This is a genomic window from Pontibacter sp. YIM B11418 (assembly GCF_059278805.1).
Window position 1 is genome coordinate 485,754 of the sequence record NZ_JCAEMH010000005.1, and the last position, 12,517, is coordinate 498,270.

Genomic DNA, 12,517 nt, shown 5'->3' on the forward strand with positions numbered 1-12,517 from the left:
TTGGTAATTAAGTGGTTGAATAGTATTTTAAATACCAATCAACAAATTTTTTCACACCTTCTTTAACACTAGTTTTCGGTCTATAATCAATTGCTGCTATCAGTTTTGTTGTATCAGCATGTGTTGCTAATACATCTCCAGGTTGCATTGGAAACAGATTTCTAATTGCTTTCATTTCCAAAGCCTCTTCTAAAGCATCTATGTAGTCAAGCAATTTAACCGGTGCCGAATTTCCTATATTGTATATGCGGTAAGGGGCGCTTGAAGTATCAGATTTAGGGAAATCACTTTTCCAAGTATTGTCAGGAGATGCAGGATTGGTTATTAGTTTACTAATACTTTCCACAACGTCATCAATATAAGTGAAGTCTCTTAGCATCTCACCCTTGTTAAATACATTAATGGGCTCGTTATTAAGAATGGCCTTTGTGAAGAGAAACATAGCCATATCAGGCCTACCCCAAGGACCATATACTGTAAAGAAACGAAGACCTGTTGTAGGTATGCCAAATAGATGACTATAGGAATGAGCCATCATTTCATTTGCTTTTTTCGTAGCAGCATATAGTGAAACTGGGTGCTCAGTAGAATCACTTTCAGAGAAAGGCAAAGAGGAATTAAGACCATACACGCTGGATGAGCTAGCATACAGCAAATGCTTAACTTTATATAATCTACAACCTTCCAAAATATTTAGGAATCCAACTAAATTACTTTCTGCATAGACATGGGGGTTTTCTAATGAATATCTTACTCCTGCTTGGGCAGCTAAATTAATTACATAGACGAATGAATTCCTTTGAAATAAGTCTAATAAGGAATCACGATCTTCTAAGTTTAATTTTACAAAAGTATAATTAGGGCTAGTTGTGCTTACCGAAGTGCAATTATTATCATTTAATATAATTCCTGCTTCTTTTAGCCTGTTAATCTTTAAATTAATATCATAGTATTGATTCAAGTTATCAATCCCGACTACCTCAAAACCCTGAGCTAATAATTTATTAATTAGATGAAAACCAATAAAACCAGCCGCCCCAGTAACTAATATACCCATTTTTAATCTACGTAATATTTTTATTTGAATATTCAATCATTAATATATATCCTAATATTTATATCAATAAAGTAGTTAGTAATATAATTTTATACACAATTTCATTTATCGAAATATTAGTTTCTATTATTTAACTAATTGAAGTAATATCTTAGGGTTTTTCAATAAAAAAATCATCATATACAACTTAAAAGCTTCATTATTCCTAGCATATAATTTATATTTCGATAAGATGTAGCGTCTCAATATTAAGTATTTTAACTTCCTTCGTATTCTAGGCTTACTAAAGAAATAGTCAAATATTGCCGTATAAAACTTATGTAAGTCTGAGGCATTTTTAATATTACTTCTATTATCTTTATGAACTCTTCTTACAGAAACAGCACTAGAAGTTTGGCCTGGATATAGTAAGCAGCAAAATGAAATTCTCAACCACATTTCCGTATCTTCTCCTAACTTCAAGTCTGTTCTAAATAAACCTGATTTTGTGAATACACTTTTTCTAATACATATACCTATTGTTGAGAACCTCTCTTTCGGATTAGTTAATAAAAATGAAAAGAGTTCTGCTGGAGAAATATTCTGACTGATAGTTGTAAGATAATTTTCATTAATATTTTCTGACTTTAATCTTTGCACGAAAGAAGCTTTACCAACTTCATCATAAAATTCAATCCCTACAGCTTCATAAACACCATCACAATGTTCGTTTTCTTTAAAAACATTAAAAGTTTTAGAAAATCTACAATCTAAATAATAATCATCTGCATCTAAAAAAGCTATAAAATCATATTTTGAATTTAAAATACCTAAGTTCCTACTTGCCCCAGCTCCTTTGTTCTCCCCATTTGGATGTTGAAAAACCCTCACCTTTGCATATTTTTTTTCTAAGCCTTTACAAATTGCTAATGCATTATCAGGTGATTTATCCTCAATTAGCAAAATTTCACCAACTTCGTTAAGAAAAACTGCTGATTCAACTGCTTTTCTTATATATTTTTCAGCATTATAAACAGGTATAATTACAGATACCTTAAATTCCATTACAATTTTTATTAAGACAAACCGAGAAATAAATACATTTACACTTAACACATATTGTAGCAAAGATAATATAATTCATATAGGAGAGTTAATTCCCCTATATTAAGGTTAATGTGGAAAGTTTTACTTTGCTACTAAATGGGCGTCGTATTCTATTGCCTGTGAAAGCTAATCCTATATCTAAAAAGCTTATAGCCTTATAAATTTTTGTATTTCTACTCCAGGAAACCATAATTTCTCTCTTCAATGCCTCCCTTTCTTGACCACTAATTTCTGGATAAATATTTAAGGCAATTAGTCTTGCTTTTAGTCTATGATAAAAATATTTGCCTTTCTTATTACTTGATATTGAATTAGGATGGCTCCTAAAATTAAAAAGCGGTTTATCTATAACACCAATATTTAACCCTTTAGTTAACAGAACAAAATGAAATAACCACTCTTGCGAATTACTTAAGTTGTGCTGGAATGGGGTAAAACTTTCAAAAATAGAAACTTCCCACAATCCTGCACCTGTTTGCCATGCCAGATTATCATTAAGGTAATCTTTAAGAAAAGCTTCTGAAAAGTTTAATGGTCTCCATGATTCTTTTACTATCTCCGAAAAATCTTTGTTATAAATATGACAATTACATAATACGCCATTAAAGCCTCCTCTATCAATGACACTAAATTGCTCTTCAAGCAACCTAGGCTTCATTATATCATCTGAATCAAACCATTTTATGTATTTACCTGTCGCTAAATTTAGACCATAGCGTCTACAAGAATTAGCTCCTTTAACCATATTTAATGGTCGATCAGTTAATCTTATTCTATTATCCGATTTAATGAACTCCTGAATAATATTTAGAGTACTCTTCTCAGATCCATCGTCCACAATTATGCATTCCCAATCCTTATATGTTTGATCCTGAATGCTTTTTAATGTTTCAATCAAGAAATTAGCACGTTCATAATGCGGTATTACAATGGATATTTTTTTATTATCACAGCTCATTAATATGAAGTTTATCTCAAAGAAATTAATTATCTCTTTAAATGAAATCTGATGAGTTTATATACAACTGCATTGTTCATCACAAAGTATTTAAAATTACATATATATAATCTCAGCGACTCACTCTGTTTTGTCTGCAGCTTAATAAGTTCTAATGTTTTGAAGAAAATTTTTTGTTTTAATTTTTTCTTATACTTAGGCTTAATTACATTTACTAACTGCTTTAGGGTATATAAATTTGTATGAATTTTTGATATCTGATCCGTTTTGCTCCATATTCCGCCAGTATGTGCTCTATAAGCTGCTGGGATTATATCATTGTGAAACTTAGCTTTACCATGCTGCCCAATAAGTGCAAACAAGAAAGTATCTCCATTTTTAACTTTATGAAATGATGGAGGGAACTCTTTAATGAGTTCTCTTCTAAAAACTACTGTTAAAGTAGGAATTATTTTTCCTAGAGCATTATCTTGTGGAGTCCTATCGCATTGATACTTTTTAGTGAGTTTGGACTCACTTAACTTTTCGTTATTTTCATTTATGATAATTGCGTCATGAAATGACAGTACATAATCACTATTTTTTTCTAAAAAATCTACTTGTTTCTGTAATTTAAGGGGATCAACCCAATAATCATCACCTTCGCAAAGCGCGATATATTTCCCCTGCGCTCTCGGCCAAACATATGTCGGGGATGGCCTTATACCTTTAGAAAATTGATTCTCTGTTTGGCAAATACTTGTGAATATTTGGGGATGATTCTTTTCATATTCTTTTATTATTTCTTGAGTACCATCAGTCGAAGCATCATCGTGGATAATAACCTCTATTGGAAAGGTAGTCTTCTGCGCCAAAAATCCGTCAAGTGCCTGCGAAATATATTTGACATGATTATAAGTTATGCAGCAGATACTAACTAGTGGCTTTTTCACTTATTTATACTTTTGATAATCGATTGGAAGGCATTAGTAGATTCATTAATAAGAATTGAATTTATTTCTTTATACATCTTAACTAGATGTTGCCTATTTGATTCAATATTCTCTATAGCCTTTAATAGATTGGATTTAAAATTTTTATCTGCAACCTTTACATTATAATCTAATAAATTTAAATTTTCCATCAGGCCTCGATGTTTTGGATGATTTTCTAATGCAATAACAGGTGTATCAAACGCTATGGGCACAATTTGCCCATGACCTCTCATCGCAATGACAAATTCTGCATATTTATAATATCCGATTGCCTCATCAGAATGATCAAAGGCAAAATACCCAAAATTCCAAACTAAGGAATTCTCAACTCCATTTGATATTTCTTCACTTATAACTATATCCTCAGCTACATGCGGTGCAAAAATTACTTTATATTTTTTTGCCATCCTAGTTGCTACCTCTCTCATATCAGAGATAAATTCTCTTTGTTTTTCTAAGCTTCCAAACCTATGCTCAGGTTTATCATTGGCTAGTTGAATTATAATATAAGGTTCTTCTACAAATCTTTTATATTTTTTGTTCAAGTTAATATGAAATCCTGGATCAGGCACAACGGGAGCGTTAATCCCTGTTTGGTTAAGAAGCCTTATAAAACTACCATCATTTCGCACGGAGAAATGAGCCGCGTGCTTCACAGTCTCCCTTAAATGCTCAATTCCTCTTTCGGGTATACCACCTTCTTCTTCCCAGTAATTAAAACCAACGCCGTATACAATAAATGGAATCTTGATTTCTTTTATTAAATCTTTATCAATTAGCCAAAACCACCCATTTGGCCAATGGGCTCCATGAATTATTCCGCCGCCACCAATTACTAATAAATCGTAGCGCTTATTTACAACTTCACTAATATAGTAACTGGTAAATTCTCTCCCTTGTATATTCGTATTTCCAATTAAATCTACATCAATGAATTGCCTTAATAGATTTTTAACTCCTATTCCTAAAGCATAATCACCTATGTTATAATTTAAACAGTATGTATGTAGGATTCTCATATATATAATTTATTTAATTTAGTACTTCAACAAGCATTCTATACTATCTGGTGCAAAAACAGGTATACCTAGATGCTCATAGACCTCGTAACGCTCTATAAAAGAATCATCTATAAAGATCGACCCTTCCTTTTGCATGAATTGATACTTCTTGTCATGTTTCTTCAGGTGAATAATTTCATCAAATAAGTCTCCTAATCGAAATTTCTTTAATGTCCCCTCAACTACTTTATCATGTTTAGTAATTAATATAATCTTTTTACCCTCATTTATAAATTGGAATAATAAAGCAACTAGTTCAGTATTTATCTTGTCATCCAATAGAAGGCAATCATCAAAGTCTATATAAGCTGTATTGAAATCTATACTTATTTTAAATTTGTTATTTAGCGCTCTATCTAATTCTATGTTAAAGCTATTATGAAAAAGCTTGACACATAAACCAAAGGCGTCAAATACACTTAAAAGGGCAAAATTCACTCCTAGATTTCTAAACAATGAAGATGATCCCCCTAGCCTACTTGCGATCTCTAACAAAACTAGATCACCATCAGCTCTTTTTTTTACTTGGTAAAACCAAGCCCCTCTGAAATGAAGCTTATCATTGATTTTTCTAGCGATATCAAAAAACTCACCTTCTTCCTCATTTACGGGAATAGTGTTTACACTAATCCCGTTACTAATTCGATTACGTTTTCTTGGTTTTGCGAACAACAATTTTCTATCCTTACTAGTAAAGCAATCAACTGTATACTCGTCGCCGGGTAAATTCTCCAAAATAATTGATGTTGGGAAACTAGTTAAATGTTCCTTGGCCTGAGCCTCCGTATCTATTTTTTTTGCCCCTCTTGATCCATAGCCAGTATCAGGCTTCATGAATACTGGATATTTTTTTATATCAGCAATAGAATCAAAAATTTCGGGAGTTAGTATCGTGTTTTTAAGTATATTATATGTTTTAATCTTAGAGAGACATATCTCTGTAGTTGCTAGGGGTGATGCTATTACTCTGCACCCCAATTCTGCCTCTGCAGAGGCTAGTTTTGCAATTATCGTATCCATTGCTGGATAAATTGCGTCTACGCTATACTCTTCTATTATTAATTTTAAAGACGGTAGAAACTGGGGGTCATCATAAAATGGAATGCCCCCAACATATTTTTCGAAGACAAATTTGCCATGATCATCTACACTGCTTCCACCTATTAGCTCTATATGAGCTGAGAATTTTAGAGATCTGTGCAATTCCAGTCCAATTTCAGACCCACAAGGAAATACAAGAATATTATATTTAGAATTCATTTTTATTAATTATTTTGTGCTCTTAGTAAGAGTCTGCAGATTAAATCTATTTCCACTATTGTAAGACCAAAATACAGCGGAAGGCACAGGATACGTTTTGATATATCCTCCGACACAGGACACGCCTGGTATGCCACCACCTTGGTATAAGTGTTAACGGAGGGGTAGAAGTACCTGCGGGGAAAAATGTCATTCGAATTCAGCACCTTCTCAACTTGCAGCAGTTGCTCCTCACTCTCAAAAATAATAGGGAAGTAGGAGTAGTTGGTTTCTCCAACTTTTACCTCCTGAAATCGCACTCCTTCAGCCTGCTGTAGTTGCTCTTTATAATACTGGTATTTTACCTTTCGGTCCTCTAGAACTTCATCATAGTACTTTAGGTTGGCAAGACCAAGGGCAGCGTGTACTTCTGTTAACTTGCCGTTGAAACCATCTTCCACAACCTCTTTGTTTTCATCGTGGCCAAAGAATCTGATTCTTTTAAGCCTTGCATCAAGCGCAGCATCGGCAGTAATGCAACCTCCACCCTCGGCTGTGTTCAATAGCTTGGTAGCATGTAAGCTTGTAGCCGATATATCACCGTATGTTAACAAGCTATTGCCTTTGTAAGTAGAGCCTATGGCATGTGCTGCATCATAGATTACTTTAAGACCATTCCTTTGAGCTATGGCTGCTATCGCCTCTACGTCGCAGGGCGTACCAAACACATGCACGGGCATAATTGCCACTGTCTTATCCGTGATCAGAGCCTCAATTTTAGACGGATCAATATTTAGCGTATCCGGATCGATATCACAAAAAATAGGGGTGCACTCTTCCCATTTTATAGCACTTATTGTCGCCACCCATGTAAATGGCGTCGTAATAATTTCTCCTTTCAGTTCCAAAGCTTTAATTGCCATTTGTAGAGCGATTGTGCCATTAGATACCACAGTAAAGTAATCAAGGCCTAACTTAGACTCTAAATCCTCTTCTAGCTGTTGAACCAAAGGCCCGTTATGTGTCAATATTCCCCTCTCCCACACTCCTTTTAGAATCTCTACATACTCTTCCAGTGGTGCCAGTGACGGTTGCGTCACAAATATCTTGTTATTGCTCATTTAGCCTTTGTTTTAATTTGTTCTAATAGTCTTGCTTGATTAATGTTACCTTTATATTCAAAAGATCTTACCTCTGTAGTTTCCATCAGGCGTGCAAAATATAGTAGCATCTTCTTAAAGTGATGGTCTGGCTCTAACTCAAATTTTTCTTTGCCCTGCTTTGTTTCTATGATCACTTCTGGTTTATATCCGGGAGGAGCAGTAAAAATCCGATTGGTAAAAATTTTGCCTTCGCTACCCCACAGCTCAATGTTACACTGGTAAAAATGGTCAAACCCAAAGGCTATTTCGGCAAACTGATTTCCATTCTTCTGCTTCAGATAAGCTCCTCCCCATATATCAACGGACGAATCTGCTTCATGATTTAAGTTTGCAGCAGCCGCCTCCAAATCTTCTCCTAAAAAAAGCTGGGCTATCTTTGTCGGATAAGCCGCGGCATCTAACAATGCTCCGCCCCCTAGATCGGCCTGATATCGGATATTATCTTTATCCGCAAACTGAGGAAAACCGAAAGAGCTTCTCAAGCAACGCATAGCCCCGATTTTACCTGATTCGACCTGTTCTTTGATAAACTCTAACTGGCTGTGAAAGCGAAACTGAAAATTTTCCAGCAACGCTAAGCCTCTAGATTCCGCTAACTCATTTAAATCCTGCACTTCCTGCAGATTACATCCCAGCGATTTTTCGACCAGTACATGGATATTTAAGTCCAACGCTTTTTTAACCCACTCATAATGCATAGAATTAGGTAGCGGGATATAAACCGCATCAATTAACTCAGGCTTTAGAATAGTATTATAATCACCGAAAGCTTTTGTGTTAAATAATTTAGCAACTTCTTCAGATTTTTGAATGGACCTGCTTGCGATACCTACCAGTTCAAATTGACCTGGTAGATCTACAATTGCGGGAATAATGGATCTGACTGCAATATTAGCTGTACTGAGAACGCCTATTTTTACTTTATTTTCTTTCATTTAATTTTTAGTTCATAAAAGAAACAGCTGCGATCAGGCTTCGGGCCTGAATATTTACGTAATTATTAAACTTAATGAAAGTTTGCAGTTGGTTCAGCGTCATCCAGATGTAGTTTTCTGGTAGCTCCAGTCCCACATCATCGCCTGCTAATACAAGCATATTTCTATTCTGTTCTCTATAAAATCGCCCCCCCTCCTCAGATTGAATGGTGTCAAAAATAATTTGCTCACGCTTTGCATCTAATACATAGGCTAGAAAAGGAAGACTTTCTATACCCGAAACCCTATAGTTACCTGTTAAGCACTGAACGGTTGGAGCAAATTCAATAATGTCGAAATTTCCAGCCTCTAACTTTGTTTGCACTGCAAAATGCAGTACACCGTCTATTTCCTTGCATACGAATGCACATATACCTTCCTGTGCTGGTTCTACCATGGGTTGGCACCAACTTACTACCTCACGGTTTTCTATCTGCACCTTTGTAGCAATCACTTTAAAGTACTTATCATTAACATGTCTGATGCTATCGGCCTCAATTTTCCAGTCACTCATCGATGATAACGGAACTTTTTCAACATGCAGTTCAAAAAAACTTTTCTGCTTTGTAACAAACCTAATGATATCGTCGAAAGTATGTAGTGCCTTATCCTGCACTAGCGTGGACTTTAATAGCTTAGATGCGATTTGGTTTTCTTTTATAGAGGAATTTGTATCGTTATAAAAGTCAACAATATCTTCCTCTAAATCACCATAAGGAATTCCTGAAATTACAGTTCTGGTATCCATGTTCACTAGGTTATCCTCTACCATTAAATGCTTTATTTGCGCAAGTGTGAGCCAAATAAAATTATCGTAAAGTGGGATATCCCGGTCAACCTTGATCACGATGTTTCTGTTTCTTTTTTTCAGGAACCTGGCCCCCTGCTCTGACTGAAGCTGATCGAGAAGTATTTGCTCTGGTTTGGCATTCACAAATAAGTTTAAATAGGCAGGTGCTTTACCTTTGTGCACTTGGGTATAGTTGCTCTTTGTTGCCTGTAACGTAGGTGATAACTGCACATTATTCACATTACCGGGTTCTATTTTTGCCTGTAGCAAAAAGTGCAGGACACCATCAAATTCTTTTGTGACAAAACCTAAATATCCTATTTCAGGTTGATTGATGATCGGTTGCTCCCATTCCTTTACACCCCCCCAGTTTGTTTTAACTTTGATGCCATCAATAGAGAAGAATTTACCGCTATCATGATGCAGGCTTATTCCATTCTCTGCGAAATGCCACTGCTCCAACTGGTCGAATGTGATTCGCTTAATATTGACTGCTACTTTGAAGTTTTGTTCTTTAACCCACTCCCTTACCTGCGTTACATCGTTAAATGGGTTGTGTACAGATAAAGCACTTTTAATAAATTTTATATTTAAGTTATGCTTCTTCATAAATAAAATTTCTTTAGATAGCTTTTATCTTCTGTTGATAACATTGATCTAGGGTTATTGGTTGGTAGGAAATTCAAGGTTTGTAGAATATCTTAATTATGAATCTATAAAAATTATTTATCTACTTCCTTTAAATTTCAAATTCAGCTACTCAATTATAATAGTTAAAACAGATTTAGATACTCCTTTAGCTCTAGATCGGTAACAAGCGTCACGTTTCTTGTCAGCCATTGTCGCTTCCATATTTGTTTAATATATGCCTCATACTCCTGCTGTGGAGGTAGAAAGGGCTTAGTTACAGGTATCATTATCTTGTGCTAATTAGGCTAATATAGTTCTCAGCGAGAATTTTGATAGACTTTTTTATTTCGATACTGACTAATTTGTTCTATTAAAAAATAAATTCCTTTATGCTTTATTATTAATAGATAAGTTAAATAAACTAGTACAAAAATTGATGCAATAAGCATACGAATCATTAGGTTGGTGTCCATAATACCTTTACTAAGAATAATCAGTAAGACTAAAGGTAACGCACAATGGAATAATCCTTTCATATATGGCATGAAGGGCACTTTGATTATAGAAGATAAAAATATCCCGTTCACAACAGTCATTATATAGCTTACAGCAACAAGAGCATAAATAAAACCCTTCATTCCCAGCCACAAACCAAAGGCAATTGGCAACAGCCTGAAGGACTTTCTGAATAATCCAATATAGAAATTTTGTTTAGCATAGCCTTTACCGAAAAAAGCATTTACAACCATAGAGTTCACTGGATATGCAAATGCTTTCAAAATCAATAATTTAAATATCCAAACTGACGGCTCCCATTTTTGCCCAAACAGTATTATTATCAGGTCCCCTCCTAAAACATACAAGATTCCAGTTAATAAGAATGCTAAAAAAGAAATTACGGATGATACTTGAATAAAAACTTCTATAAATTTTGAATGATTATCCTTTAACTGACTCAAGACAGGAAAAAAAACCTTGGTAAAACTCTTAGAAGAGTTTTTAACTACTAAGCTATTCAGACTTTCAGCTCTACTGTAATAACCAAGAGTTGCTGGACTAAAAACCTTTCCAATAAATAAAACATCGAACCTTTGGCTTATTGTTGAGGTTAGCCTATCGAAAAACATAAAAATGCTAAAATTACTGAGCTTCTTTAATTCAGCCCAAGAAAACTCTAATTTAGGATACCATTTTGTTACGTTCCATAAGAAGATAGTTGTGATGAGCCCAGATGATATAGTTTGGCCAACTAGACTATAAACACCATATCCATTAAAAGCCATCCAAACGCCAATAATGCCACCTAAAATCTGAGCAATTATTGAGCGAACAGTTAATAATTTAAAATTTATAGCTTTCTGCAATATTGTGCCTTGCACGATATTTAGTGAGCCAAAAATAAAGCCTACAGATAATAATCTAAATATATTTACGACTTCAGAAGAATCATAAAATTTCCCAATAAACGGTGCTGCAACCTGCATGCTAATAAACAGACACAATCCGATCACTACATTGAAATAAAAAGTTGTTGAATATGTAAGGGACGTGTTGTTTGAGTTTTGAACAAGAGCAGAAGCAAAACCAAAATCTGTAAATACACGAAAGATAGCAATGACAACCATAGACATGCCTATTAATCCAAAGTCTTCAGGTGACAGAAGGCGAGCTAGGATTATTGAGATTACAAAGCTAATTCCTTGCTGTGAAAAGTTTCCCAGCAATTCCCAAAATAAACCATGTATTGATTTTTTCTTAAGATTCTTTGGCATATACCCCCGTTGATACTATTATTTTAATCCTACTTTCATTATTTTTCTCAATAATTATCTTATAGATATGTAATGTATTTTATCAATTGTTTTTAATCAAATACCCTCTTTTAGGATTCTGAGCAGGTACTCCCCGTAGCCGCTCTTGCGCAGCGGCTCGGCAGCCTCCCGGAGCTCTTCATCGTTAATGTAGCCCATGCGCCAGGCCACCTCCTCGATGCAGCCGATCTTGAGCCCCTGCCGCTCCTCGATCACCTGTACAAACGTGGCCGCCTGCATCAGCGATGCTACTGTGCCCGTATCGAGCCAGGCCGTGCCCCTATTCAGCACGCTCACCTTCAGCTTGCTGCGTCTCAAGTACTCGCGGTTAACGTCCGTAATTTCGTACTCGCCCCTAGCGCTAGGCTCCAGGTTTTTGGCGATGCTGACCACCTCGTTGTCGTAGAAGTAGAGGCCCGGCACGGCGTAGTTTGACTTAGGCTCCCGCGGCTTCTCCTCGATGGAGACGGCCCGGCCCTCTGAGTCGAAATCCACCACCCCGTAGCGCTCCGGGTCTTGGACGTGGTAGGCATAGACCACGCCGCCCTCGGGGTCGGCGTTCTGGCGCAGCACCGCCCCCATCCCGGCCCCGTAGAAGATGTTGTCTCCCAGCACCAATGCGACCTTATCCTGCCCGATGAATTCCTCCCCGATCACAAAGGCCTGTGCCAGCCCGTTAGGTACCTCCTGCACCTTGTAGGAGAACTTGCAGCCGATCCGGCTTCCGTCCCCGAGCAAGCGCTCAAACAGGGGCAGGTCGTGGGGCGTGGAGAT

General features: G+C 36.0%; 11 protein-coding genes. All 11 read right to left on the reverse strand.

The features are described 5' to 3' along the window. Positions 1–7: 7 nt before the first annotated feature. The gene (locus AC4QZR_RS14935; protein ID WP_494481636.1) at positions 8–1,093 is read right to left on the reverse strand and encodes an NAD-dependent epimerase; all 1,086 of its coding nucleotides are present in this window, start codon (positions 1,091–1,093) and stop codon (positions 8–10) included. A 90-nt stretch (positions 1,094–1,183) separates the two neighbouring features. After that, positions 1,184–2,101, reverse strand: coding sequence for a glycosyltransferase (locus tag AC4QZR_RS14940; protein WP_494481637.1), 918 nt, complete (start codon positions 2,099–2,101; stop codon positions 1,184–1,186). A 97-nt stretch (positions 2,102–2,198) separates the two neighbouring features. Next, on the reverse strand, positions 2,199–3,101 hold the full coding sequence (locus AC4QZR_RS14945) for a glycosyltransferase family 2 protein (protein WP_494481638.1): 903 nt from the start codon (positions 3,099–3,101) through the stop codon (positions 2,199–2,201). A gap of 29 nt (positions 3,102–3,130) precedes the next feature. After that, the gene (locus AC4QZR_RS14950) at positions 3,131–4,033 is read right to left on the reverse strand and encodes a glycosyltransferase (RefSeq protein WP_494481639.1); all 903 of its coding nucleotides are present in this window, start codon (positions 4,031–4,033) and stop codon (positions 3,131–3,133) included. Continuing rightward, complete coding sequence (locus AC4QZR_RS14955) at positions 4,030–5,094, reverse strand: polysaccharide pyruvyl transferase family protein (RefSeq protein WP_494481640.1); 1,065 nt, start codon at positions 5,092–5,094, stop codon at positions 4,030–4,032. Before AC4QZR_RS14955 ends, AC4QZR_RS14950 begins: the two co-directional genes overlap by 4 nt. 18 nt (positions 5,095–5,112) lie before the next feature. Further along, positions 5,113–6,396, reverse strand: a complete 1,284-nt coding sequence (locus tag AC4QZR_RS14960; RefSeq protein WP_494481641.1) for an ATP-grasp domain-containing protein — start codon at positions 6,394–6,396, stop codon at positions 5,113–5,115. A gap of 5 nt (positions 6,397–6,401) precedes the next feature. Beyond that, positions 6,402–7,496 (reverse strand): DegT/DnrJ/EryC1/StrS family aminotransferase, encoded by a 1,095-nt coding sequence (locus AC4QZR_RS14965; RefSeq protein ID WP_494481642.1) that lies wholly within the window; start codon positions 7,494–7,496, stop codon positions 6,402–6,404. Then, the gene (locus AC4QZR_RS14970; protein WP_494481643.1) at positions 7,493–8,473 is read right to left on the reverse strand and encodes a Gfo/Idh/MocA family protein; all 981 of its coding nucleotides are present in this window, start codon (positions 8,471–8,473) and stop codon (positions 7,493–7,495) included. Before AC4QZR_RS14970 ends, AC4QZR_RS14965 begins: the two co-directional genes overlap by 4 nt. Positions 8,474–8,480: 7 nt before the next feature. After that, complete coding sequence (locus tag AC4QZR_RS14975) at positions 8,481–9,911, reverse strand: NDP-hexose 2,3-dehydratase family protein (protein ID WP_494481644.1); 1,431 nt, start codon at positions 9,909–9,911, stop codon at positions 8,481–8,483. Positions 9,912–10,249: 338 nt separating this feature from the next. Further along, a complete protein-coding gene (locus tag AC4QZR_RS14980) occupies positions 10,250–11,704 on the reverse strand; it encodes a lipopolysaccharide biosynthesis protein (protein WP_494481645.1) in 1,455 nt (484 codons plus the stop codon). A gap of 96 nt (positions 11,705–11,800) precedes the next feature. Then, positions 11,801–12,517, reverse strand: a 717-nt coding sequence (rfbA, locus tag AC4QZR_RS14985; protein ID WP_494481646.1) for a glucose-1-phosphate thymidylyltransferase RfbA, incomplete at its 5' end; no start/stop codon positions are given.

Bases quoted from the DNA above. Each gene is read 5' to 3' on its own strand.
- AC4QZR_RS14940 (WP_494481637.1), bottom strand. From the start codon at position 2,101: ATGGAATTTAAGGTATCTGTAATTATACCTGTTTATAATGCTGAAAAA.
- AC4QZR_RS14965 (WP_494481642.1), bottom strand. From the start codon at position 7,496: ATGAGCAATAACAAGATATTTGTGACGCAACCGTCACTGGCACCACTG.
- AC4QZR_RS14960 (WP_494481641.1), bottom strand. From the start codon at position 6,396: ATGAATTCTAAATATAATATTCTTGTATTTCCTTGTGGGTCTGAAATT.
- AC4QZR_RS14970 (WP_494481643.1), bottom strand. From the start codon at position 8,473: ATGAAAGAAAATAAAGTAAAAATAGGCGTTCTCAGTACAGCTAATATT.
- AC4QZR_RS14980 (WP_494481645.1), bottom strand. From the start codon at position 11,704: ATGCCAAAGAATCTTAAGAAAAAATCAATACATGGTTTATTTTGGGAA.
- AC4QZR_RS14955 (WP_494481640.1), bottom strand. From the start codon at position 5,094: ATGAGAATCCTACATACATACTGTTTAAATTATAACATAGGTGATTAT.
- AC4QZR_RS14945 (WP_494481638.1), bottom strand. From the start codon at position 3,101: ATGAGCTGTGATAATAAAAAAATATCCATTGTAATACCGCATTATGAA.
- AC4QZR_RS14975 (WP_494481644.1), bottom strand. From the start codon at position 9,911: ATGAAGAAGCATAACTTAAATATAAAATTTATTAAAAGTGCTTTATCT.